This is a genomic window from Spirosoma humi, from assembly GCF_054776575.1.
The window spans coordinates 354,442-379,061 of record NZ_BAAHBR010000017.1; the positions used below are offsets into that span (position 1 = coordinate 354,442).

General features: G+C 49.3%; 27 protein-coding genes. 15 read left to right on the forward strand and 12 right to left on the reverse strand.

What is annotated here, in order from left to right; all coding sequences use genetic code 11:
• Window positions 1-271 precede the first annotated feature (271 nt).
• Window positions 272-697, forward strand: a complete 426-nt coding sequence (locus tag ACYU8Y_RS23670; RefSeq protein WP_460940621.1) for a response regulator — start codon at window positions 272-274, stop codon at window positions 695-697.
• Window positions 698-939: 242 nt separating this feature from the next.
• Here the strand turns inward: ACYU8Y_RS23670 and ACYU8Y_RS23675 are convergent, their stop codons facing one another.
• Entirely contained in the window at window positions 940-1,692 is a 753-nt protein-coding gene (locus ACYU8Y_RS23675; RefSeq protein ID WP_460940622.1) for an SDR family NAD(P)-dependent oxidoreductase, read from the reverse strand.
• Between the two features lie 309 nt (window positions 1,693-2,001).
• Here ACYU8Y_RS23675 and ACYU8Y_RS23680 point away from each other — a divergent pair, with 309 nt between their 5' ends.
• From ACYU8Y_RS23680 to ACYU8Y_RS23720, 9 genes are all read left to right on the forward strand, one after another.
• Entirely contained in the window at window positions 2,002-2,991 is a 990-nt protein-coding gene (locus tag ACYU8Y_RS23680; RefSeq protein WP_460940623.1) for a glycosyltransferase family 2 protein, read from the forward strand.
• 145 nt (window positions 2,992-3,136) lie between these two features.
• The gene (locus ACYU8Y_RS23685; protein ID WP_460940624.1) at window positions 3,137-4,324 is read left to right on the forward strand and encodes a 3-dehydroquinate synthase; all 1,188 of its coding nucleotides are present in this window, start codon (window positions 3,137-3,139) and stop codon (window positions 4,322-4,324) included.
• 11 nt (window positions 4,325-4,335) lie between these two features.
• A complete protein-coding gene (eboE, locus tag ACYU8Y_RS23690) occupies window positions 4,336-5,574 on the forward strand; it encodes a metabolite traffic protein EboE (protein ID WP_460940625.1) in 1,239 nt (412 codons plus the stop codon).
• 46 nt (window positions 5,575-5,620) lie between these two features.
• Complete coding sequence (locus tag ACYU8Y_RS23695; protein ID WP_460940626.1) at window positions 5,621-7,024, forward strand: alkaline phosphatase family protein; 1,404 nt, start codon at window positions 5,621-5,623, stop codon at window positions 7,022-7,024.
• A gap of 39 nt (window positions 7,025-7,063) precedes the next feature.
• Complete coding sequence (locus tag ACYU8Y_RS23700) at window positions 7,064-7,618, forward strand: hypothetical protein (RefSeq protein ID WP_460940627.1); 555 nt, start codon at window positions 7,064-7,066, stop codon at window positions 7,616-7,618.
• Between the two features lie 190 nt (window positions 7,619-7,808).
• On the forward strand, window positions 7,809-8,324 hold the full coding sequence (locus ACYU8Y_RS23705; RefSeq protein WP_460940628.1) for a hypothetical protein: 516 nt from the start codon (window positions 7,809-7,811) through the stop codon (window positions 8,322-8,324).
• A gap of 567 nt (window positions 8,325-8,891) precedes the next feature.
• Window positions 8,892-9,254: a hypothetical protein gene (locus tag ACYU8Y_RS23710; RefSeq protein WP_460940629.1), complete on the forward strand. Its 363-nt coding sequence runs from the start codon at window positions 8,892-8,894 to the stop codon at window positions 9,252-9,254.
• A gap of 573 nt (window positions 9,255-9,827) precedes the next feature.
• Window positions 9,828-10,124, forward strand: coding sequence for a hypothetical protein (locus tag ACYU8Y_RS23715; RefSeq protein WP_460940630.1), 297 nt, complete (start codon window positions 9,828-9,830; stop codon window positions 10,122-10,124).
• A gap of 384 nt (window positions 10,125-10,508) precedes the next feature.
• The gene (locus tag ACYU8Y_RS23720; RefSeq protein ID WP_460940631.1) at window positions 10,509-12,596 is read left to right on the forward strand and encodes a PAS domain-containing sensor histidine kinase; all 2,088 of its coding nucleotides are present in this window, start codon (window positions 10,509-10,511) and stop codon (window positions 12,594-12,596) included.
• 51 nt (window positions 12,597-12,647) lie between these two features.
• Here ACYU8Y_RS23720 and ACYU8Y_RS23725 read toward each other — a convergent pair whose 3' ends face one another.
• Window positions 12,648-13,652 (reverse strand): bile acid:sodium symporter family protein, encoded by a 1,005-nt coding sequence (locus tag ACYU8Y_RS23725; protein ID WP_460940632.1) that lies wholly within the window; start codon window positions 13,650-13,652, stop codon window positions 12,648-12,650.
• A 152-nt stretch (window positions 13,653-13,804) separates the two neighbouring features.
• Window positions 13,805-14,731, reverse strand: a complete 927-nt coding sequence (locus tag ACYU8Y_RS23730) for a Ppx/GppA phosphatase family protein (protein ID WP_460940633.1) — start codon at window positions 14,729-14,731, stop codon at window positions 13,805-13,807.
• A 58-nt stretch (window positions 14,732-14,789) separates the two neighbouring features.
• Here ACYU8Y_RS23730 and rpsU point away from each other — a divergent pair, with 58 nt between their 5' ends.
• The 3 genes from rpsU (at window position 14,790) to ACYU8Y_RS23745 (ending at window position 16,981) form a co-directional block, all read left to right on the forward strand.
• Window positions 14,790-14,987 carry a 30S ribosomal protein S21 gene (gene rpsU / locus ACYU8Y_RS23735; RefSeq protein ID WP_046576296.1) on the forward strand — a complete coding sequence of 66 codons (198 nt, stop codon included), beginning with the start codon at window positions 14,790-14,792 and terminating at the stop codon, window positions 14,985-14,987.
• Between the two features lie 243 nt (window positions 14,988-15,230).
• Window positions 15,231-16,151 (forward strand): tyrosine-type recombinase/integrase, encoded by a 921-nt coding sequence (locus ACYU8Y_RS23740; RefSeq protein WP_460940634.1) that lies wholly within the window; start codon window positions 15,231-15,233, stop codon window positions 16,149-16,151.
• A 155-nt stretch (window positions 16,152-16,306) separates the two neighbouring features.
• A complete protein-coding gene (locus ACYU8Y_RS23745; protein ID WP_460940635.1) occupies window positions 16,307-16,981 on the forward strand; it encodes an EboA domain-containing protein in 675 nt (224 codons plus the stop codon).
• Window positions 16,982-17,050: 69 nt separating this feature from the next.
• On the opposite strand, the gene ACYU8Y_RS23750 is transcribed toward ACYU8Y_RS23745, so the two are convergent.
• Together ACYU8Y_RS23750 and ACYU8Y_RS23755 are read right to left on the reverse strand one after the other, a co-directional pair.
• A complete protein-coding gene (locus ACYU8Y_RS23750) occupies window positions 17,051-17,713 on the reverse strand; it encodes a porin family protein (protein WP_460940636.1) in 663 nt (220 codons plus the stop codon).
• A gap of 6 nt (window positions 17,714-17,719) precedes the next feature.
• Window positions 17,720-18,391 (reverse strand): DUF4136 domain-containing protein, encoded by a 672-nt coding sequence (locus tag ACYU8Y_RS23755; protein ID WP_460940637.1) that lies wholly within the window; start codon window positions 18,389-18,391, stop codon window positions 17,720-17,722.
• Between the two features lie 238 nt (window positions 18,392-18,629).
• Here ACYU8Y_RS23755 and ACYU8Y_RS23760 point away from each other — a divergent pair, with 238 nt between their 5' ends.
• Entirely contained in the window at window positions 18,630-19,562 is a 933-nt protein-coding gene (locus tag ACYU8Y_RS23760; protein ID WP_460940638.1) for a TatD family hydrolase, read from the forward strand.
• Window positions 19,563-19,657: 95 nt separating this feature from the next.
• Window positions 19,658-20,533, forward strand: coding sequence for a UbiA-like protein EboC (eboC, locus tag ACYU8Y_RS23765; RefSeq protein WP_460940639.1), 876 nt, complete (start codon window positions 19,658-19,660; stop codon window positions 20,531-20,533).
• Window positions 20,534-20,598: 65 nt separating this feature from the next.
• On the opposite strand, the gene ACYU8Y_RS23770 is transcribed toward eboC, so the two are convergent.
• The 7 genes from ACYU8Y_RS23770 to ACYU8Y_RS23800 all read right to left on the reverse strand — a co-directional run bounded on the left by ACYU8Y_RS23770 (window position 20,599) and on the right by ACYU8Y_RS23800 (window position 24,594).
• The gene (locus ACYU8Y_RS23770; protein WP_460940640.1) at window positions 20,599-21,030 is read right to left on the reverse strand and encodes a BrxA/BrxB family bacilliredoxin; all 432 of its coding nucleotides are present in this window, start codon (window positions 21,028-21,030) and stop codon (window positions 20,599-20,601) included.
• 70 nt (window positions 21,031-21,100) lie between these two features.
• Window positions 21,101-21,412 carry a DUF59 domain-containing protein gene (locus ACYU8Y_RS23775; protein WP_460940641.1) on the reverse strand — a complete coding sequence of 104 codons (312 nt, stop codon included), beginning with the start codon at window positions 21,410-21,412 and terminating at the stop codon, window positions 21,101-21,103.
• A gap of 8 nt (window positions 21,413-21,420) precedes the next feature.
• Window positions 21,421-21,849 carry a SufE family protein gene (locus ACYU8Y_RS23780; RefSeq protein WP_460940642.1) on the reverse strand — a complete coding sequence of 143 codons (429 nt, stop codon included), beginning with the start codon at window positions 21,847-21,849 and terminating at the stop codon, window positions 21,421-21,423.
• Window positions 21,850-21,851: 2 nt separating this feature from the next.
• Complete coding sequence (locus tag ACYU8Y_RS23785; RefSeq protein ID WP_460940643.1) at window positions 21,852-22,148, reverse strand: type II toxin-antitoxin system RelE/ParE family toxin; 297 nt, start codon at window positions 22,146-22,148, stop codon at window positions 21,852-21,854.
• Window positions 22,127-22,318, reverse strand: coding sequence for a hypothetical protein (locus ACYU8Y_RS23790; RefSeq protein WP_460940644.1), 192 nt, complete (start codon window positions 22,316-22,318; stop codon window positions 22,127-22,129). Before ACYU8Y_RS23790 ends, ACYU8Y_RS23785 begins: the two co-directional genes overlap by 22 nt.
• A 22-nt stretch (window positions 22,319-22,340) precedes the next feature.
• Complete coding sequence (locus tag ACYU8Y_RS23795; RefSeq protein WP_460940645.1) at window positions 22,341-23,579, reverse strand: SufS family cysteine desulfurase; 1,239 nt, start codon at window positions 23,577-23,579, stop codon at window positions 22,341-22,343.
• A 97-nt stretch (window positions 23,580-23,676) separates the two neighbouring features.
• A complete protein-coding gene (locus ACYU8Y_RS23800; protein ID WP_460940646.1) occupies window positions 23,677-24,594 on the reverse strand; it encodes an esterase-like activity of phytase family protein in 918 nt (305 codons plus the stop codon).
• Window positions 24,595-24,620 lie beyond the last annotated feature (26 nt).

Here is a 24,620-nt window from a genome sequence, read left to right on the forward strand (position 1 = left end):
GGATAACTACGTGTATCATCTAACCCAGTAAAGCGTTAGCCGGTCTGTTTTTCCTGTTAGGCCGTTGAAATAATGGTTTGTTTTATTGAATACCATTGATCTACAGAGCGTTAACCGAAGCCGTCGTTCCAAACGCCTTGCCTGTATGCCTGTTTACCCGTTTATTGAACGTCACAAGGAGGACGAATCCGTGGGGTGAGGGGCGACTTTTGAGCATTTAGTGCATCGACAATCGTATATTTGGTTCTAAATCGTATCCATAACGCAGCGTATGTCACTAAAGGGGCCTATTATCTCAGTGGAGGATGATGAAGACGACCAGTACCTGATTGGTGAAGCCATTCGCCAGTTAAATCTTCCTAATCCGCTTCATTTTTTTTCAAATGGACAAGCGGCTCTGCACTATCTGAGAACCACCGTTGAACAGCCGTTTCTGATTCTTTGCGACATTAACATGCCGATTATGAATGGACTGGAATTGCGGAAAGAAATCAACCAGAATGATTATTTAAGGATTAAATCAATTCCGTTTGTCTACTTGACAACAGCCGCCAACAGCCAGTTGATTAAAGAAGCCTACGAGACTATGGTGCAGGGTTTTTATAAAAAATCCATTGATTATGCCGGACTCAATCAGCAACTCAAGCTTATTATCGACTATTGGCAGAACTGTCTGCACCCCAACAGTCAGCTTTAACGCTGATCGGTGACTGGATGCACCTGATTAGCTTCGTTTCCAGCACCACAAACGGCAGAAACTTATTCCGCTTAGCGTTTAGCTATACGTTTACGCATCGGCCTGAAGTATGCATGATACAGGCTTCTGCGGCTCAGAATAAATAAACGGTTCAGCTAGGTATTTTTTGATCGGCAGCGAACGCAATCGTAGCTGTCGGCTACCCCTAACCGACAGCATTGTGACGAAAAAGCCTGAACGACTTATTTGCGATTGATGGTCGTTGCGGCCGACTGGGCAGCCGCCAGAATGGTCATATCGGCAATGGTGACATTGGCGGGGGCCGTTACCGCATACACAATCGAATCGGCAATGTCATCGGCGGTTAACGGGGCATAGCCTTCATATACTTTAGCCGCCCGTTCCCGATCTCCTTTAAACCGCACAACCGAAAACTCCGTCTCGACGGCACCGGGCGCAATATTGGTCACCTTGATGCCGTGCGGGGTCAAGTCCAGCCGCATGCCCGTGCTGAGGGCCTCCACCGCTGCTTTGCTGGCACAATAGACCGCCCCGTTGGCATAGGTCTGTTTGCCCGCTATCGAACTGAGGTTCACGATATGCCCCCGCTGGCGTTCGACCATGCCGGGTATGACGGCTTTGGATACGTACAGCAACCCCTGCACATTGCCGTCAATCATCTGATCCCAGTCGGCCGGGTCCCCATCCTGAATCGGCGACATGCCGTGCGCATTGCCGGCGTTGTTGACCAGAATATCAATGGCTTTCCATTCATCGGGTAAGGTGCTGACTGCGTCATCGACCTCGTTCCAGTTACGCACATCGAAGGTAAGGGTTAGCACAGTGGTCTGTGTACCCAGCTGTTCGGCCACTTCGTCCAGCCGTTCCTGCCGACGACCACAGAGAATGAGCCGGTAGTCGAGATCGGCAAAGGCCTTGGCAGTGGCGTGACCAATGCCAGAAGTTGCACCGGTAATGAGAGCGATACGAGACATAAAAAGGCGAAAATAAATGATTCGGCAAAGATAAACGGGGGTAACCAGGTTTACGACCTATAGGATATTATTCCGCCCATATAAGTCTATTAAACGGAGTTTTTTTGCTATAGACTGTTGATTTTTAGGCATTTAATAAAAATGTTTCTGCTCAAAAAAAACGGATGGTGAATTTGGTCAGGTTTTTGCAACAAACTGAGTATGGGTTGATTTCAGGGAGATGAAGGCTGTCTCTAATCAGGTTTGGATACATACTCGCCAGATGAATCAATGCTTCCTCTTTTTTATAAATAATTACCTGTCGGTGTTATGTTACCTGAATTCTCGGTTGTAATCCCAACTTACCAGCAACCCGCTTTGTTGCTCAAATGCCTTGATGCACTGGGCCGTCAACGGTTATCACACGATCAGTTCGAAATCATTGTCGTCGATGAAGGCAACTCATCCGAAACGGAAACGGCCGTTTTACTTTTTGCCAAACAAATAGCCCGCGCTGGTGCGCCTATCGAAGTGCGTTACCTGGGCCAGCCCCAACGGCGGGGCTTAGCCGCTGCCCGTAACCGGGGCTGGCGGGCGGCTCGTGGCCGGGTGATTGCCTTTACGGATGATGATTGCCTGCCCGAACCGACATGGCTTTCATCGGCGTTAACCTGCTTTCAGCGCGGAGCGCAGGTGGTGAGCGGGCAGTTGCGGGTCCACCTGCCCGACCAGCCGACACCCCTCGACCGCACGGCTACGTTTCTGAAACGGGCCGAGTTTATGGCTGCCAACTGTTTTTGCCGGAAATCCACGCTGGATCGCGTTGGCGGGTTCGACGAAGCGTTCGATACCGACTGGCGGGAGGATAGTGATTTGCAGTTCAGGTTTCTTCAGGCCGGAATTCCCATTGCGAAATGCTCCCAAGCCATTGTCGTGTATCCGATTCGTACGGGTCTTTGGTATGAATTGTTGCAGGATGAACGCAATAATTGCTACGATGCGCTGCTCTACAAGCGTCATCCCGATTTGTTTCGGGAGCGGATTCCAACTTACCGGCAGCAGATCATTGGCTACTATGCCTCCGTTGTGAGCATTGTTCTTGGGCTGATTGGCCTGCTGAGTGGTCAGGTAAACGTGGCCATCATGGGGTTGAGTACATGGACAATTCTGTTGGCAGATCGTGTGCTGCATCACTTACCCAGTGCACCCTTGACCTGGCTCACGTTTAAGTACGTTATTCTCACGGCTGTTGCAACGCCTTTTCTATCGGTCTATTGGCGACTGTATGGGGCGGTAAAATACAGAGTTCTCTATCTGTAGCCAGCCGGTACTGATTATCTGTGTGTAAAATATACGGGCTGACACCTATTTTCCTGTGTATAAACGACACAATAAGGAACCATTAGCGATTTGATTGTATTTTTGAAGGATGGAGCCGGTACTACTCAACTGGTTTCAACTTTTCATGGATCACTTGCATCAAACTTTTAGCGTTCGGTTTTCTTACAGTGTCCTTTTTACCGAACGTCTTTTCGATTATACAAATCCGTTACTCGCTGACTTCTTTAGCCAGCAAGCCACCGCCACCACTCGAAAAAAGCTTCTCTTTATTGTTGATTCAGGTGTTGTTGATACACATACCGACTTACTCGACGGCATCAGAACATACTTTGAGAAACACGCTGATATCGTGGATCTTATCGCTGATTTTCTGATTATTCCGGGTGGTGAACTTGCCAAGAATGATCCCGATTTTGTCGAACAGATCGTTGATGCCGTCGATCGGTATGGCATTGACCGTCACTCGTATGTGGCGGCTATCGGGGGCGGGTCGGTGCTTGATTTAGTGGGCTATGCGGCCGCCATTTCACATCGGGGTATTCGCCACATTCGGATTCCGACGACGGTGCTTTCGCAGAACGATTCGGGGGTAGGCGTCAAAAATGGTGTCAACTACCGGGCAAAGAAAAATTTCCTAGGCACTTTTGCTCCTCCCGTTGCGGTATTCAACGACAGCGCGTTTCTAACGACACTCGACGATCGCGACTGGCGGGCGGGGATTTCGGAGGCCATCAAAGTAGCGCTTATCAAGGACAAGACATTCTTCGAATGGATCGAAGCACATGCCGAAGAATTGGCCGCCCGGGATATGACGGCTATGCATTATCTCATTCACCGGTGCGCCGACATGCATTTACAGCATATTGCGGGTGGTGATCCGTTTGAGATGGGCTCTTCCCGGCCGCTTGATTTTGGTCACTGGAGCGCGCACAAACTGGAACAACTTACCAATTTTGAGATTCGGCACGGCGAAGCGGTTGCCATTGGTATTGCGCTCGATAGTCTGTACTCGCAACAACTCGGCTGGCTCACCGAAACGGACACGAACCGTATTCTGACAACGCTCCGTACCCTTGGCTTTGCCCTGTACCAACCCATGCTCGACGCTGACAACAGCGCCGGTGTGCTGAAAGGGCTCTCCGAATTTCGTGAACATCTAGGTGGCCAACTGACTATTATGCTGCTGAAAGGCCTTGGGCGGGGTGTAGAAGTGCACGAGATGGATGCCGACCGTATTCGGCAGGCCATCGCAACGTTACGACAAACGGACACATTAGCTTCTCAAGCCTATAAAGTTTCTGAAACCTTGTAGGTTTTTTTCTTATGAAAACTTCCCTCGGCCACCTCGGTTACTGTACCAATATTCATGCCGGTGAAACCTGGACGGATCATTTCGCTGCGCTGCAGGAGTCTGTTCCAGAATTGAAGAAACGGCTGTCGCCGGAGGCTCCCTTTGGCATCGGGTTGCGGCTGTCGAACATAGCGAGCGAGGAACTGGAAATTCCCGAAAATCTGGTAGCCTTCCAGCATTGGTTAGCTCAGAATGACTGCTATGTTTTTACGATGAATGGCTTTCCGTTCGGGGGGTTCCACGACACCGTCGTTAAAGATCAGGTGCACGCACCTGACTGGACAACCGAAGCCAGGGTTGAGTATACCAAACGACTGTTTCGTATTTTGTCGGTTCTGTTGCCCGTCGATGAATTGGGCAACCCTATCCAGGGGGGCGTGTCTACCTCTCCACTAACCTACCGGCTCTGGTTCGAGTGGGAGCAACCGGCCGCCCGTGACTATATCTTTTCCCAAACCACCCAAAATGTACTGGAGGTTGTAGCGGAACTGGTTCGATTAAGAAAGCAGACCGACCGGCTCATGCACCTCGATCTGGAACCTGAACCGGATGGCATTATCGAAACCGCCGACGAGTTCATTAGCTGGTTTACCGATTACCTGCTGCCGATCGGGATTGAACAACTAAGCGAACAATTCGGGCTGACCGATGAAGAAGCGGAGGCTGCCATTTGTGAGCACGTTCGGTTATGTTACGACGTATGCCATTTTGCGGTGGGGTATGAACGCCCGGCCGAGGTGCTGGATAAACTCAAAAATTATGGCTTGCGCGTCGGTAAAATCCAGATTAGCGCGGCTTTAAAAGCGGAGTTCCCGGCTGCCGCTGACGAACGGGAAACGGTTCGGCAGGCGTTTGGGGAATTTAACGAACCCACCTATCTGCATCAGGTTGTGGCCCGAACGAAGGCAGGGGAACTGGTTCGCTTCCCCGATTTGCCAGAAGCCCTGGCCGCTTTCAATGAGACGCATGCGGAATGGCGGGCGCATTTCCATGTCCCGCTCTTTGTGGCGGATTATGGTGTACTGACCTCCACCCAGGACGATATTCGGGAGGTGCTCCGGTTGCAGGCCGATCGCATGTTTACCAACCAGCTGGAGGTCGAAACCTACACATGGGGCGTGCTGCCGGAGGATTTAAAGAAAAATCTGGTCGATTCAATTGAACGGGAAATGAAGTGGGTGTATACATCAATGTTGAAGGATGAAGAATGAATGGGTTAGCTTTCTGTTCATCTTTTATCCTTCCTGATTCATCAGTATGAAAAAGACCGTAGTACTCGACGTTGTAGGCCTGTCGTATTCGCTGATTGGCGAACACACGCCGTTTCTGAAGCAGTGGTTTGCCGATAAAAACCAGGCGACCATCGATCCGATGCTCCCCGCCGTAACCACGTCGGTGCAGTCTACCTACGTAACGGGCAAATGGCCCAGCGAAACGGGTATTGTTGCCAATGGCTGGTATGATCGCACGGATTCGGAAGTGAAGTTCTGGAAACAGTCTAATAAACTCGTGGCCGGAGAGAAGATCTGGGAACGAGCCAGGAAGCTGGACCCTACTTTTACGGTCTCGAAAATGTTCTGGTGGTACAACATGTATTCCTCCGCTGATTATTCGGCCACGCCCCGGCCGCAGTACCCATCCGACGGCATGAAGATTCCCGATTGCTACACCCAGCCCGGCGACCTGCGCGACCGGCTCACAAAAGAGCTGGGAATCTTTCCGCTCTTTCAGTTCTGGGGTCCGGCTACAACGATTAAAAGTAGCCGCTGGATTGCCGATGCTTCTATGCTGGTCGACAAATGGCACAATCCGACGCTGACGCTGATTTACCTGCCACACCTTGATTATTGCCTGCAGAAATTTGGCCAGGATTTCTCGAAAATTGGGAATGACCTGCGGGAAATCGACGATGTATGCCGCGACCTGATTCAGTATTATGAAAAACAAGGTGCTGAAATCATTGTGCTGTCGGAATACGGGATAACGAACGTAAGCAAACCAATTCATATCAACCGGATTCTGCGGGAAGCGGGCATGATCCGCTACCGGGAAGAGCGTGGTCTGGAATTGTTCGATGCGGGGGCGTCGCCTGCCTTTGCTACCCCTGATCACCAGATTGCACACGTGTACATCAACGATGAGTCGCGGTCCGCCGGGTCGGTTTTTGAAAAGGTCCGGTCATTGCTGGAAAAAACACCCGGTATTGAACTCGTGCTGGATAAAGAGCAACAGAAACAGTACCATATCGATCATGAACGCTCCGGCGATCTGGTGGTGGTAGCCGATGCCGATAGCTGGTTTACCTATTATTACTGGCTCGACGATGCACGCGCGCCCGACTTTGCCCGGCTGGTGGCTATCCACCAGAAGCCTGGTTTCGACCCTGTCGAGATGTTTATGGACCAGACCAATCCGCTGATCAAACTGAAAGCAGGCTATAAACTGGGCCGTAAACTGCTTGGGTTCCGGTATTTGATGAACGTTATTTCACTGGATGCGACCCTCGTGAAAGGGTCGCACGGACGGATCGGGACCGCTTCCCAATACCATCCTGTTTTTGTGAGTAGCCGGAACGTGGGTAAAACGTTGACAGCCACGGCTGTATACGATAAAATCTGGGAGACGTTATCCGCTGAAATAGGTGAAGAACAGATAGGCTAAGTTGTTGGTTATACGGACGAAAGCACGTACTTTAACGTTATGAAAGCCCTCGTCGCCCTCATCCTGCTGGTCTCCGCCTGTACGTCGACCCGGCCCGTGGCCGTCAATGCCCCGGCCGATGGAGCTGAATATTACCAGCCAAATCAGCCGGTATCGGCTGTTATGCCCCGGCTTTATCCTGACCCACAGGGTGGACTTGGTCATGCGCAGGATCCCGATATTCGCGTCACGGATATTCGTCTGACGGCCAGCTACACCGTGCTGTATATGACGTTTGGCAAAAACAAGGATGACCGCAATAGCAACTATTACGGCACAAGCAGTATTTCGTTCAATCCCAAAGCGGTGCTGGCCTCGGCCGATGGGAAGCGCACGTATGCGCTGGTGAAAACGGAGGGCATTCCCATGTCGCCGGATAGCCGCGAAATTAAGAATGACGAGAAAGTAAGCTTTGTTCTCTATTTCGAACGGCTGGATAAAGGAGTTGACTCATTCGATTTATTTGAGTGCAAAAGCGATAACCTGAACTCATGTTTCAATGTAGCGGGCATGACCGTCCAGAACCCGCTTGATTCAGAAGCGAAACAGAACTAACCCGCTTCAGTGAATAGTTCGCCGGCTCTGCTCGTCGTTCCCAACGATTGCTAAGTTTAGTAGCATTCAATCGCACTGTCTATATACTATTTAATTCCGGTTGGTAGGCGGTTTTTTCTAGTTCTCTACACACCGAACGGCCTGGTCAGACGTTAACCAAATACGGTTATCATTTAGTTTTTGTTTGATTATGTCCTTTTTTGCCTCTTTTAATGGTCGCTTACGCACTCCTCTTTTTCTTGCTATCGGTCTGTTTTCCAGTTTATTGGTGCTCGCTCAGGTTAACCTGAAGTATCGTCTTTTGACCGGCTACACGCTCAGCGCCGATGCCCCGCTTACCAAAGGAAAGCCCACACTTTTTGTGTTTGAGCAAGCCGAAACGTTTAATCAAATGTTTCAACCTGCTCCAGGGAGTTCAGTCCGTAAGCGCGATGCCCCAAATTTTGACAAAGAAATGGCCATCGGAATAGCTTTGCCTTCGACGAAAACGCCCCCTAAACTTTCGATTAGCAAAGTATTCGTTCAGGATTCAACATTAACGGTTCGCTATATACGTATCGCTGATAGTGTTGTAACGAAATCACCTTTGTCGGAAGCTATACACCCGATGTTGCTCGTTATGATTCCCCAACAGACCGTATTAAAGACAAAATTGGTTGAAAACGGGAAGGTTGTTCAGACGATCAAGAAAAGGGAAGATCAATAAAAAAGCTGAACGCTCTACCAGGTTGCTTACAGGTTAAGTAAGGTAATATGTATGGCTCAATAGGTGGGTTCAGCTACGGAAATCGTTGACAGAGAAAGGATCGTGGTGCTAGTTTCCAACTATATTTAACGTTATACAGGCAATTCATTTTATTTATGCTTAGTTTGTAACTAAAATTAAAAAGAATGAATTGAGTAATTAGCGCAGGATATTCCCGCGCTAATTCTTTTTAAGATAGCTTTTAGAAATAAAACCGCCATTTTCCTCGTCGGCTTGCTAGCGAATTGTGCGGCCTAGAGAACGTTAGAAACCAGTTAATCTTCCGTGAGTAATGCCTACTACTGACTATTCTTCATGCTTTTCAGGTGAATAGACAATACGCAAACACGAATTGATCTGGTTTGCAAAATAGCCTTATTCGCTAAGGATGGCTAAGTAAAGCAAAAAACGTACCGTTTAGTCAATCTATAGAAAAGCATGTCTTTGTTTCTTAACTTTGTTACAAACAAGAAAGAGACGGAGCCTATTTATATACAGTAAGCTCCGTTGAATGACTACAAGGTGATTATGACTAGTGATACGTTTAACCAGTTACTGGATGCTTATCAGCAACAGACTATTGAGATGAATGTGTCTTCCATTACTCCAGCCTCAGTAGATACTGCCCAAACCTGGGTTCAACTTCTTCAGCGGCACGTTCAGGATTGGAAACAGCATTACGGACTTGAGAGCCAGGCTGTTGCGCGGGTTCGGGAAAACTACCAACAAATTCGGCGTCAGGTAGGGCCGTTGAGTCCGTCAGCCCAAATGGCCATATCAGAGGCTGAATCACAAGAGTCGAATGAAGTGTCCATGTATTTTCAGGCAAAACGGGACCTGATTTGGGCACGTCATCAGCAGGAATTGAGTACGAACCGGTTTATGTCCTAGGCACGTGCTTTTGAGGTCCATTCATTCCATTAAATTAAAGAATACATAAGTTAGTAATCTGGTAAATACGTTAACGTCACCCGACGCGGCACCGCTCGGTGCGAACTTCTCCAAAAATCTGCTCTTTAGGGTCAAGATTATAACGGGCTTCCCAACGAAAAATTATTTATCGTCCCCGCAGATACTCGTGAACGTTAAGCGACAAATCCGCTTGTTTTGACCGCTACGAGAAAAGCAGGCTTTTTCATAAACCAAGCTGCCAGGTTTATTTACGCATGATCAAAAAGGATAACGCCGACTTTAAAAGTCGGCGTTATCCTTTTCTAAACCTCGTCAAGCGTCATTCTGCGTTCTATTCTTCACCGATAATGTGGGTTAATGGCTATACCGATGAGCCGCTTTTAACTGAATCATACGTCAGTGGAAAAACACTGTTTTCTCACTTTCAACCAAAAAACCGGCAAAATCGACACTTCATCGAAATATTAGGCGGTTACGGCTCATTATTCGCCAATCTTGTACTATAAATCGCTGGTAAAAAAACTACCAACCACCAAGCCTAACCATACGATTATGAACCCTACTATTTCAACCCTCCGTCCTGCTTTATCAACTGTCGTCATATCGGCTAATCAGCAAGGAAACACTCGTAAACTGGATGAATTATTAGTCGATAGTCAGGCGTTACGGTTACCTTATTCAATGGAGGAGCCATCCCCTTATTGGTCATCGGGTAGAGATTGCCTTGGATTGGATGACAATAACCATGTAATGTACGGTCTGACGCGGAACGAAAACTGGCTATTTTCAGCTGGTGCTATCGTCGGGTTGACCATTTTAGGATATATCTGTAAGTGGTTGCTGATGTAGTCGGCAAGCAACGGAACACCGATTGATAAAACATATTCTTATAATTGACCAGGCCAGATTCTTTCACAGAGGAGTCTGGTTTTGCTTTATTGGGGTAATAAGGTCGCACAGTCTGTTACCTGTAATCCAATACGCTGTAGATTCTTCTCCATTCATTCGAATGGCAATCACAGGCAACTACCTTGATGAAGAGCGAATCAACGTAAACTGCGTATGAGTGCTAGTCGCTGGTTGTCTGTCAATGCATTGTGTATACCCGCTGTTTACGATTCTAGCTGCCTTCCCGGAAAAGTTAACGTTGGGATAAGTGGATGAAATACAGAAAGTCCAAAACCCAAAACTACACTACGGCGTTACTATATCGTAAATAACAAATTTTCATCAATGACCGGCGAGCAAAAGCCATTTGATCAGGATAAGGCACTCAGTGAGCGTTTAGATGTGAATTTTGCCTTGAAAGCAGCCCGGCTTGGCGTTTGGGAAATAGACCCCGTAACGCTCATTACGCATTGGGATCAACGCTGTCAGGAACTGTTCGGAATGACGCAGTGCAATCAAATACCCTACGATCAGGCTGTTCGTCACATTCATCCCGATGATATTGACCGCGTAAACGAAGCTGTTAAACTCGCCATGAATCCTCAGGGCAGCGGTGAGTATGATGTTACCTACCGTACGATTGGAGCCAATGACGGCCGCCTGCGCTGGGTTCGTTTTATGGGCCAGAGTTACATCAACAAAGCCGGCGAACTGTTCCGATTCTCGGGGGTGGTCCAGGATGTGACCAACGACGTACTAGCGCGCCAGCGGGTCGAGCTGAGCGAACAGCGTTTCAGAGGGTTGATTCAGGAGGCTCCGTTTGCCATTGGTGTTTATGTAACGCGGGAGTTCATCATCGATATGGCCAATGAGGCCATCATCAAGGTGTGGGGAAAAACACCGGCGGTCATTGGCATGAAACTGGCCGATGCGTTGCCTGAACTGGAAGGCCAGCCCTTTATTGGCTTACTGGAGCAGGTTTACGACACCAATATACCTTATCAAACTACTGAGCAGGAGGTGTATCTGGTCGTGGATGGTCGCCTGCAAAGTTTCTGGTTTACCTTTACCTACCAGCCTCTCACCAATGAAAAGGGGGAGGTGTATGCCATCCTGAACATGGCGGTCGATGTGACCGAGCGGGTGTTGGCAAACCGTAAGTTGATCAATACCGAAGAAACGCTTCGCGGAGCTATTGAACTGGCTGAGTTAGCGACCTGGAGCCTAGATATTGAAACAAATACATTCAGTTATTCGAAGCGGTTTATGGAATGGCTTGGTTTCACCCATGAAACCAAATCGCTGGACGAAGCCTTTAATCCGATACCTGTAGAGTACCGGGATGGGGTTGCCGATGCCATTGGTTCGGCTATTCAGCCGGGTTCGTCCGGCCGTTATGAAAACGAACATCCCATCATTAACCGGCTGACGGGTCAGGTGCGGATTATTCATGCACAAGCTCAGCTGTTCTACGACGAAAAGGGTATTCCCGTTACACTAAGCGGTAGTGCACAGGATGTTACCGAACAACGGAGACTCCAGCTAGCTCTGGAACAGCAGGTCAGAGAGCGTACCGAAGAATTAGAAGTGACGAATGAAGAATTAGCCGCTACGATTGACGAACTGGCTGCTACCAACGAAGAATTAGCCGCTACCAATGAGGAGCTGATAGAAGCGAATGAAGGCCTTGCCGAATCCAATCAGCATCTTACCCGGTCCAATCAGAATCTGGAGCAGTTTGCTTACATTGCCAGCCACGATTTGCAGGAACCCCTGCGCAAAATTCAACAGTTCAGTGATCTGCTCAAAACACGCTATGCCTCTTCATCATCGGGCGATGAGTTCGTTTATTTGGAGCGGATGCAGGTGGCGGCCAGTCGTATGTCGCTCTTGATAAAGGATTTACTGGCGTTTTCGCGTATTTCGACCAGCCCGGCGCCAGCCGCTCGGGTATCGTTATCGCGGGTTGTTGGCGAAGCGCTGGAAAACCTGTCGGTAGCTATCGACGAAACGAACGCCCAAATCAAACTCGATCCATTACCAACTGTATTGGGCGATGCCTCACAGTTAGGTCAATTGTTCCAGAACCTATTTTCGAATGCCCTGAAGTTTCGACGGCAGGGTGTCGTTCCCCAGATCAGCCTTACCGTGGGCGTTGTTATGGCCGCAGATATGCCGACGGGAGTGAAGCCTACCCGGCAGAGTGCCGCCTATCATTCAATTGACGTAGCTGATAACGGCATTGGTTTCGATGAGAAGTACGCTGACCGTATTTTTCAGGTTTTTCAGCGGCTGCACGGTAGAAATGAATTTGCCGGTACAGGTGTCGGACTAGCCATCTGCCAGAAAGTAGTGACAAATCACGGTGGAGCCATCACCGCTATGAGCCAGCCGGGGTTTGGTGCAAAATTTAGTATTTACCTGCCCATATAAGGGCGGTTCAATGCCATACCAGTATGGTTGGTGTGCTCGGAAGGTCTGTTGTCAACTATTCTGAGACGAAACCGACTTTATGGGTGTTTCCTCGCTCAACAACACCTCCTTGGGAGGATGCTGACTCCAGTAGGTAGCGAGCAATGAGCCCGTTGTGTTCATAATTGGCCCAAACAGGGCAGGAGCAAGGCCTACCGTCGCCACTTTCCCCATCTGAACGGCAATTCCCGAGGCTAGCCCGCCGTTTTGCAAACCAACTTCAATGGCCACCGTCCGACAACTCTGCTCGTCCATACCGAATAGACGGGCACTCCAGTAACCTAGCGTGAAACCCGTCAGGTTATGGATCAGTACGCAAAGGGCCAATGTCCAGCCTACGGTCAGAAGGCTATCCCGCCCGGCGGCCGTAATAATAGCAACAATCAGAACGATGCCCGCCATTGAAATGAGGGGCATGATCCGGTTTAAAACAACCGCTGATTTATGGAAAATATGGTTCAGCACCAGACCAACGATAACCGGAAGAATGACGATTTCTATGATCTCAACCATCATTTTTAAAAACGAGATTTCAATAAATTGACCTGCTAACAGCGTCATCAGGGCAGGCATCAGAAAGGGGGCCAGCAACGTCGATAAAGTTGTTACGGTGATGGATAGGGGTACGTTGGCCTTGGCAATGAAACACATAACGTTGGAGGCCAATCCGCTGGGTGAGCAGCCGATCAGTACGACCCCAGCCGCAATTTCAGGCGGAAAGTTAAAGACGTTGGCCAGCGTAAAACCCAGCAGAGGCATGATAAGGAAATGGCAGGATACACCGACGAACACGGCCCGTGGCTGCTTGATGACGCCTTCAAAATCCTTGATCGACATGGTTGTACCCATGCCCAGCATAATGATTTGCAGCAGGGGCACAATTAATTTTTTTAGCGGGAAGTCTCCTATTTGGGTGAATAGCCCCGGAAAGGCAAGGGCTAAGGCTACGGCCGAAATAATGAGGGCCGTATAAATTAAGTTGCTGTAGGACGAACGTTCGTTTGTTTCGGCTTTCATCTCCTCAACGGGCTGACAGATAATAAGTGACTGGTAGGCGTATCAGGAAGTAAAAGCTTGCACACAGCGAAAATTACCCGTTCTGATAACACAGTTTGCTTTGCCGCAAACAGGCTGGTTCCGGCCGCCCGATTGGCTGGTTGTAACAGTCATTAATGTTGAAGCGAAGCCAGGATGCCCTCTTTCAATGAGTAAGTAGAGGTTCTGATGGCTGAAATGCCGTAGGTCTTCAGAACGTAGTCGATCAGGCAAACGGCTACTACGATCATATCTACGCGCAGTTCGATCATGCCGGGAATCTGCATTCGCTCGGTATGGTTTCCGGTGATGAAGAGTTCATAAGCCCGGTAAAATTCAGATACGGGCAAGGTAAACGACGATTGTTCGGGGGCGGGCAGGTGACCAAACTCGTGCATGAACCAGACATCGACCAGCGTGTCGAAAGAGCCCGATGAGCCGACCAGAACTGTTGGCTGATATTGATGAATGGCATTAGCCAGCGGCAGTAGTTTTTCCTGGAAATAGTCGTGGAGTCGACGAATACTACCCGCACTGATCGGGTCGGTTGACATGAACCGTTCGCGAAGCCGCTGCCCCCCAATTTCAAAACTTTGTTTCCAAAACGTCCGCGATTGATTGCCCAGGATAAATTCGACGCTGCCTCCACCAATATCGATGACCAGTGAGGTGGCCTCATCCAGCGCGCCCGCTGCCCGAACGCCCTGGTAGATATAATCGGCCTCCTGCTCGCCCGAAATAACGGTAACTGGAATGCCGGTTGCTTCCCAAACCCGATCAATGAATTCAGCCTGATTGCGGGCAACGCGAATGGCACTCGTACCCGTAGCTTTAACCTGACCGGGATCAATACCATGCTGGTCGAGTACCTGCCGGAAATACGTTAGAACGCCCAGCGCCCGCTCAATTCCTGCTTCGCTGATGAAGCCCTGATTGATACCCGCCTGCCCGATTTTGGCGGGGAGGCTTTCCCGAAATAAGATTGTATTGGCCGAACCGATTTTTTCAACGATCAGCAGATGAAATGTATTGGTACCTAAGTCGATAATGGCTTGTTTCATAGTTGCAAATCTATTACCTTTGCCGTCCGGTTTTTAGCTAAAACAGAATATTTAGAACATGCTTATCATTAACGTAAAAGACAACGAGTCGATTGACAAGGCCCTAAAACGCTTCAAAAAGAAATTTGAGAAGACGGGCGTGTTGCGGCAGTTGCGGTCGCGGACAGCTTTCCAGAAGCCATCCATCAAGCGTCGCACAGAAATCATCAAAGCCACGTACAAAGAACGCATGTACGGCAATCATACTGAACAATAGTATTTGTTTGGTGGTGTGAAGTTGGTTGTGGATGAATCGTTGAATGCGCAGTCAACGAGGATGAATCGCCAAGTGGTATGACACGACACTGAAGCAGTAAGCAGCCATGCTTGCTGCTTTTTTTGTTGTCCCAACCACGTAGTCGGCCGTATGTGGTTTTTAAGATCCTTCCTTTCGACATGTTACGCCTGTTTTGACGGATGAAATCCGTTAGATTTGGCTTATTAAATTCATTGGAATCAAATGAATGAAAAAACTCAGCCGGGCCGCCAGAGCGGTCAAGATTTCCTGCAACACATTCGGTTCGAAAAACGACTGAGCCACCACACGCTGACGGCGTATACAAAGGACTTGGAGCAATTCTGCACCTTTCTGTTAACCGAATGCAATATCGATCAACCCGAAATCGCTGATTTTCGGCATGTTCGTTCGTGGATTGTGAGCCTTGTGGAAGGAAAGGCCGATAAATCCTCTGTGAATCGGAAAATTGCCACACTGCGCGCTTTCTTTGGCTTTTTGCTACGCCGGAAGGTTATCGACTTTGATCCTATGTCGAAGGTTCAGGCGTTAAAAACCAGCAAAAAACTGCCGCAGTACGTTGAAGAAAAACCAATGGACATGCTGCTTAGCGATGTCGATTTTCCGGATACCTTCGAAGGGGTTCGCGACAAACTGGTCCTTGAGCTACTGTACGGTACAGGCATTCGACTGAGTGAGTTAACGGGTTTGAAGACGGCTGATGTCAATCTTTACGAAAAGACAATTACGGTGCTGGGAAAGCGGAATAAACACCGGATTATTCCCCTGACCGACCCTCTGTTTTTGCTCGTTCAGCAATACAGCCGGCTTAAGGAAGAAACGTTTCTTGGACAGGCCGATCGCGTGCATTTGATTGTGAGTGATAAAGGCGTTCCAGCTTACGCCATGCTGATTCAACGCATTGTAACTCGTCACCTTGCCCTGGTCACGACGCTTGAGAAAAAGAGCCCCCACGTCTTGCGTCACTCGTTTGCTACGCACCTGCTCAATCGGGGAGCTGACCTGAATGCGATTAAAGATTTGCTGGGGCACAGTAGTTTAGCCGCCACCCAGATTTATACACATACTAGCCTGGAACAACTAAAAAAGACGTACGATCAGGCTCACCCGAAGGCAAAAAAATAACGCACTTTTCCAGTCCGACTTTGTTGACATAAGCGGACTGAAAACGGCCGTGAAAAAGCAAAAGATAGATTTACTAAAACGGATACGGTAAACGTATACGAACTGAAACCTGCTACATCTACATCCCAAAGCGGACCGGAAGTCCGCGCTACGGTATGCATATTCTTACAATGAGTCAAACACTGTTCTATTTACTAGAGCAGCAACCAAATGCTGAAAAAGCGGTAAGTTACCTCAACCAACAAGCCGACGCATTTAACGAAAAGCAGCAAGTTGCTTTATTTTATCGCACGTTTACGGCTATTCCCCGTTTTGTTGGAAAAAAACCCATCCATGTACCTGCTGACCTGCAGTTTGCGCTCCAACGGACACGCCCCGGATTTACAGTTGAGGGTTGGACACTCGATCGGTTAGCGCGGGTTTGGTGGTTGCTTCAACTGCCAGCCGATGACCAGACCATGTACGTTAAAACGATTCGTGAACTATTCAAAGCCGGGGAGTTAAACGAACTGGTTGCGCTTTATTCAGCGTTGCCGGTGCTGGCCTACCCCGAAGCCTGGACGTTTCAGGCCACGGAAGGTATTCGCAACAACATCGCCGATGTGCAGTCGGCTATCATGCTTCGTAATCCTTTTCCCGCCGACTATTTTAGCGAAGCAGCCTGGAATCAGTTGATTATGAAAGCATTCTTCACCGACAAGGATGTATCCCAGATTACAGGCTTACAGGAACGCAAAAACGCCCGGCTGGCCCAGACGTTGGCCGATTACGCTGCCGAACGCCGGGCTGCCGGACGCAGTTTGCCCACTCATATCGAAGAGCTGATGTAGATTGGTTTGTTATCTGTAGTTGGTCTCACACAGCCAGCTTGCCTGCGTCAGGCCAACTACAGAAACAAATTAGTAAAACCGGTACGATATGCCGGCCGATAGCATCAAGGAAGGACTGTTATTCTTCAGTAGGTCGTAGTTGAAGAACACATTCTGGTACTGAGCCTGAATTTCGGCACCCAGACCCTGTTCGCGCTTGCCGTAATACTTTAGGCCGATAGCGGGCGCAATAGCGCCTTTAAAGCCACTCGACTTATCGGCCAGTGGTCCGAAGTAATTCGTGTAATCGACAAAGGCGCCACCACCAGCGAACTGCACATATGGCCGGAGTGCCGCAGCGTTATCGGCAAAGTAATACGAAAGAGACACCATGGCTGGAATCACCGATAGCGTACGCGTTTGTACCGCCGAAATAGACTGGTTCTCATACTCGTAAACCTGGCGGGGCAGGCGCTGCTTGTTGTATTGATACCCCGTTTTGAGGCCGATTGAGAATCGCTTCGGGAAGAGCCATTCGCCCTCCAGCGCAAGATTTGTTGGCGAGACTCTATCGATATACCCCTGGGTGCCGCCCAGCGGAAAGGCCACACCATACCGGGCCGAAACGTTGAACGTTACGTACTGCTGATAAGGTGAGGGGAAATCGTAGTTTCCTTTATTATCGTTCTGGTATTGCGCCCAGGCCGTTGTTGTCAACGCCATCAGGGCAACGAAAGCTATGATCGGTTTCATACGTTTTTACTCTGTGGCCTTCAGATAAGGCGATTGGTTGAAAATAGCCGTCACGGCTGTATCGACTGCTTGCTGATCGGTGATGTCGGTGCCGCGAATCGTGGCATCATAAATGACATTTAACTGGGCCTGTGTGGTACCGGTGCCCGTTGCCGAACGATTTTTTAAGTCGACAATCTGGATTTCCCAATATTGATCCGTAACCTGGTACGTATAATAACTGGGATAGTAAGGAGAATATCCATACCCCCCAAAGCCACCAAATCCACCCCAGTAGTTCGAGTAATAAGAGTATGGATCGGAGGCAACCCCTGTATACTGGTTATTAACCCGAATGATGGCGACACCCAAATCGGCGTTTGCTCCCCGGCTAACCCGCTGAAATCCCTTTGCTGCCATCGCATTGGCTACATTCGTTACAAACCGGCTCGAAACACCCGTTTGTGTCATGCTATACGAATCGTTCGACTCAATGACTACCGAGTCGGGCAGACTGAACGTTTTGTACTGGCCGAAGTTAACCGAGCGGTCGTAGTTTGTAATGTAAACCGGACTATCGGCGGGGCTCAGGTCATTGATCGCATTTTCCTGGCAGGATGTCAATGCACCAGCTCCCAGAAGCAGTAAAACTGCCCCAAGTTTCCACTTTCCTACTTTACGTTGATGATGCGTCTTCATGGTTGCATTTGTTGTACGATTAGTTGTTGAGTCTTCGCAGAGAACATCGCTACACGATCAGCTAGTGGCCAATGCGTGTAAGCTTCCTTAAAAACTCTATCTATAAAACGAATTGACCAGGGTGAAGTTTGTTTGGATTGATTAAATGTTGCTAAAAAAACGTGCAGAAAGGGGCTATTTTTTGCGGAACTTTACGACTCAATTGACGCTTGCTTAATGCCTTTAACGTAGTACAATTATGGATTTTATGGATTCAATTCGTGGTATGTCCTTTTTCGACATGCACGTTCACATGACCTCCCGAACCACCGATGATTATCAGGCTATGGCCGATGCGGGGGTAGTGGCTCTGATTGAACCGGCTTTCTGGTTAGGCCAGCCCCGGACGGGTATTGATTCGTTTCGCGACTATTTTGCCAGTCTGGTCGGGTGGGAGCGGTTCAGGGCTTCCCAGTTCGGTATTCGGCACTATTGCACCATTGGGCTGAATTCCAAAGAAGCAAACCAGGAAGAACTAGCCGAGCAGGTTATGGAAATTCTGCCTCTGTTTATCTATAAAGAAGGCGTGGTTGGCGTTGGCGAAATTGGCTTCGATGATCAGACACCCGCCGAAGATAAGTACTACCGGGCGCAGCTTGAACTGGCTAAAGAGGCCAATTTACCGGTTCAGATTCATACACCCCACCGCGACAAAAAGCAGGGAACCAGCCGCAGCATGGACATTGCCATTGAGCACGGCATTGCACCTGGTATGGTCATTGTCGACCACAATAATGAGGAAACGGTACGGGAAGTATTGGACCGGGGGTTCTGGGCGGGTTTTACCATTTACCCGTTTACCAAAATGGGTAACGAGCGCATGGTCGACATTGTGAAACAATATGGCCCGGAGCGTATTATGATCAATTCAGCCGCCGATTGGGGTATCAGCGATCCATTGGCAGTACCAAAAACGGCCGCCCTGATGAAGCAGCGCGGTATCTCTGACGAGGCTATCAAACTTGTTACGTTTACCAATGCCGTAACGGCTTTTGCGCAAAGCGGACAGCTCAGCCTCGATGAATTCACCCAGCCACTGGGTATCGATCAAAGTCAGCGCTTCAATGGCAGTTCAATCCTGCGTGGTGGCCAGGCACCACGGGTAGATAAGGAATCAACGATTATTAAATAAAGAGTGGAAGAGCGAAAGAATGAAAGAGCGACTGATGCTTTCGCCAGCATTTCGCTCCCTCATTCTTTCGCTCTTCCACTCTTTCACTCTTTATTATGGTAAAAGCACTTCTCTCCCTTACCCGCCCGGCTAACCTGGTTACGGCCGTTGCCGATGTGCTGGCGGGTATGGCCATTGCAGGTTATTTTCAGGTGTTTGACCCTGCCCCGGCTCCTGTGGGCTGGCTTTGTCTGGCCACCGTTGGGCTATATGGTGGTGGGGTTGTGTTCAATGATGTTTTCGATGCAGAGCTGGATGCGATCGAGCGGCCGGAGCGTCCAATTCCCAGTGGTGTTATCCGTAAATCTACCGCAACTATACTGGGCGCTACGCTGCTGGCCATTGGCATTGTGTGCTCGTTTCTGGTGAATCAGACAGCAGGTTTCCTGGCGATTGGGATCAGTGTGGCATCGCTCGTGTATGATCGGTTTGGTAAGCATCACAACTGGTTAGGCCCCGTTAACATGGGCCTGTGCCGGGGCCTGAATTTACTGCTCGGCGTCAGTATTCTGCCCGATCAGGTGCTGCCGTGGGCCTGGGTAGGCATAGTACCTATCGCCTATATTGCCGCCATCACCATGATTAGCCGGGGCGAGGTGCATGGCGGAAGTCCGACCACCTTACGGTTTGCCGGTATCCTATACGCCCTTGTCATTGGCTGTGTGGCAGCGCTGGCTCAACGCCAACAACAGTTGGGTACTGCCTTGCCCTTTCTGCTGCTGTTTGGGTATTATATTTTTCCACCGCTCTGGCGGGCCGTAAAAGAGCCTGTTGGTCGTAATATTGGATTAGCCGTACGGGCGGGCGTTTTATCACTCATCGTCATGAATGCGGCCTGGGTGGCTTCTTTCGCATCTTTTCCGTTGGCTATGCTGGTTTTTTGTCTGTTACCTCTCTCCCGGTTTCTGGCGAAGATTTTTGCCGTAACGTAAACAAAAAACGGGGCGATAAGCTACATCTTTCAATGTACTTATCGCCCCGTTTTACCATGAGTACCTTATGCGTTTGCTGGTGTGCAGAACTCTTCCAGAGCCATTTCGAGGTGCTGAGCAATCATTTGCGCCGAACGACCCTCGATGTGGTGCCGCTCGATGAAATGCACCAGATCACCGTCCTTAAAAATGCCAATGGCTGGCGATGATGGCGGGTAAGGAAGCAAATACTCCCGCATTTTCGCGGTAGCTTCCAGGTCGCCACCCGCAAAAACCGACACCATTTTGTCTGGTTTCACCGGACTGGCGGCCAGAGCAGCTTTTACACCAGGGCGAGCAGCACCGGCTGCACAGCCACAAACTGAGTTCACCACGACAAGCATGGTGCCCTGCGTGTTTTCCATCGTGTCCACTACGTCTTCAGCAGTGGTCAGTTCTTCAAACCCGACACTTGTCAGGTCTTCCCGCATGGGGATAAGCAAATGAGGAGGATACATAATTGGTTAAATTTAGTCGTAAGGTAGTAAGTCGTAAGTCTATAATCGTGAATGGCTTACGACTGATTGTTTACATGAAGCCAAGTTCCAGTTTTGCTACTTCGGACATCAGCTCGGTTGAATACGGTGGATCGAACGTCAGTTCAACACTTACATCGCTGACTCCATCTATAGCCCGCACTTTCTCTTCAATTTCAGCCGGAATGGAACCTGCTGATGGGCACGACGGAGAGGTTAGCGTCATCAGGATATACACATTGTTGACCGGAAATATTTTGATGTCGTAAATGAGACCAAGCTCATACACATCCACCGGAATCTCGGGGTCGTAGACACCCTTCAGAGCCAGTACAACTTGTTCTTTTAATGCTTCGTCTGTCATGACTATTGTTAAACAGTTTTTTCCATGTAGGCGCGACCGAATGCTTTCATGCGCTCAATCATCGACGCCAGGCCACCAGCCCGTAGCGATGTAATCAGGTTCCCCATCCCAACCTGCGGAATAAAGTACAAGTCGGTATTGGCAATGTCTTCGGGTTTTTCGCCCGACAGAACCCGAATCAGGAGACCAACTAATCCTTTGGAAATCTGGGCTGTCGGTTCGCTATCTCCATAGAAATAAAGTTTGCCGTCTTTCAGTTCAGCGTCAACCCAAACTTTTGACTGACAACCCATAATCCGGTTCTCATCGGTTTTAAGCGATTCGGGCATTGGCGGTAGCTTTTTACCCAAATCAATAATGTATTGCGTCTTGTCGAGTTGGTCATCGAACAAGTCAAATTCCTCAATAATCTCGTCCTGCTTCTCGTTAATAGTCATGCTTAAAGTTTACCTAACTGGCTAGCCTGATGCCGTACACCTATTATTGTTATCGCATCGTGCAGGTAAATGTACAGAAGTCGATAATTTCCGATCAACATTTCCCTCAGATGACTTAGTTCTTTTTCTGGAACTCTACGGCCCGTTTCAGGGAAAGACTCCAGTAAAACTAACTTCTTTGTTAAGTCATTCGACCAATTTTCGGCGTAAACGGACGATGACCTTAATAGATAATGAAGTATGTCTCGTAAATCTTCTTTGGCTTCATCTGTCCAGATTATCGGCGTGCCTGTATCCATTCGTTCATTTCACGCATGACATTCTCATTTTTATGTCCTTTATCCTGGCCCATTTCGTCCATAGCCCGTTCGTACCGGTCAAGAATAATAAGTCGTTCGACAGCTTCGTCAAGCGATATTTTTTCCGGTAGCTGACGGAATGACTCGATAATAGCAGCAGTACTAATCATAATACAAATGGTTTATGCTCTGTCACGACATCATTTTCTGAACCCGTCGCAAGCCTGTTACAAGCTTGTCGACCTCGTCTCTGGTGTTATAAACCGCAAATGACGCCCGCGTAGTTCCGGCAATACCGAAGCGTTGCATAAGTGGCTGGGTGCAGTGGTGCCCCGTCCGAACGGCGATGCCCTGCTGGTCCAGAATAACGCCCGTATCCTGGTGGTGAATACCATCCAGCACAAAGGAGATGACGCCAATTTTATGTTTGGCCTGGCCAATAATGCGCAACCCATCCAGCTCGCTTAGCTGTTCGGTAGCGTACTGGAGCAGATCGTTTTCGTGGGCAGCCATGTTCTCTTTACCCAAGCCGGCCATGTATTCAAGGGCCGTTTTGACGGCAACGACATCGGCAATATTGGGTGTTCCCGCTTCAAATTTATAGGGGATCTCATTGTAGGTCGTTTGGGCAAAGGTTACTTCCTTGATCATCTCACCACCGCCCCGGTAGGGAGGCATTGAATCAAGGATTTCTTTTTTACCGTATAAAACGCCCATACCCGTTGGTCCATACAGCTTGTGAGCCGACAACGCATAAAAGTCGGCGTCCAGAGCCTGAACATCGAGATCAAGGTGGGCGCTGGCTTGTGCACCGTCAATCAACACAACGGCACCAACCTCGTGCGCCTTGTCGATGATCGTTTTGACGGGGTTTATCGTTCCGAGTGAGTTAGACACGTGAACACAGGAGACGAACTTAGTACGCTCCGTCAGTAGTTTTTCGTATTCGTCCAGAATCAGCTCCCCCGCATCGTTTACCGGAATAACCTTCAGAATACAGCCTTTTTCTTCGCACAGCATTTGCCAGGGCACGATGTTGGAATGGTGCTCCATGGTCGAGATGATGATCTCATCACCTTCTTTCAGAAACCGGCGTCCGTAACTCTGGGCTACCAGGTTGATGCCATCGGTGGTGCCGTAAGTGAAAATGATCTCCTGCCAGTGCTTGGCATTAAGAAACGCCTGCATGGCCCGTCGGGAGGCTTCAAAGGCGGCTGTCGCTTTCTCGGCCAGGTAGTGAATGCCCCGGTGGATATTGGCATTATATCCCTCATAATAATCCGTCAGGGCATTGATTACCGCCGTTGGTTTTTGGGTCGTCGCTGCGTTATCGAAATAAACCAGCGGGCGGCCGTTTACCTGTTGATCAAGTATGGGGAAATCCCGGCGTATCTGCTGAATATCGAGGGTAGTTTCTATCGCTGATTGCATATCGTGTTCGTATCGAAAAGAGGCTGAATGGATTGAATCATTCACCCAAAGGTTACTCTTAAAACGCAAACAAAGGGCCGTTAGGTTCGTATAAATGTTACCGTCTTTTTAAAACGATGACCTGATTGCGAAGGGTTTTGTTGCGACGAAAGTTATCGTCGGCCATCACCACCAGCGTCTGGTGTTGGTCGTCGAGCCAGGCCATAGCTTCCAGATTACAGACGGTGCCTGGAAACTGACGATTAAAGTCGAAAGCCAGTTCTTTGCGCAGCGTATGCGTTACCGGATCGGGCGTTGCCAGATACAGATTGGCCATCACACGTTTTTGGGCGGCATCGTAACATCGCTCCAGTACCAGCAGGCGTGCCGAGTCAACCGCTACAATTTCCGAAATGCCACCAACGCGTTCTTCGCCCTGCGCGAAGGGGCAGCGGTTGATAGGGTAGGTGTACCGCTCCACCATCGGATCCAACGCGAGCGGATTTGGGTATCGAAAAAAAGTGATTGTGTCCTGACTCATACGAGTTTCGCCCTCCCAGCCCGCTTCGGGGGCAATCCAAAGTACCCCAGACGGTGTTAAGGCCAATCCTTCGAGCCCTTTATTCGGGCTGGGCAGTGGTATTTTCAGGAGAACGTTTGCCGCACTGTCCCGTATTGTCTGGCCGTAGTGGACAGATGTCACATACTCGTGTTCATCGGTCCAGAAGTAGGTGCCGGTCTGTGCGTTAAACCGAACACTTTCAAGCCAGTACGGTGTCTTTTGTGCTGCTGACAGGCGGGTGCTATCGCCCAAATCACGGATGGTTCTGATGTTCGAAAAGGTGAAGTGCCAGCCCCGGTCGCTTACCAGATGCCACTCGCCAGTGCCCCGAACAATCTCAAGACCTGAAATGCCCCGCAGACTATCATGAACAAACGGCATTGTGATCGAGTCGCCTTCGAAGGAAAACTGTACCTGTTGTGCGTAAGTGCAGCAGGTGAGTAGCAGGCAGATAAACAGGTGGAAAAGTCGCATGGGAAATAAAAAAGGTGTCGGGTTTA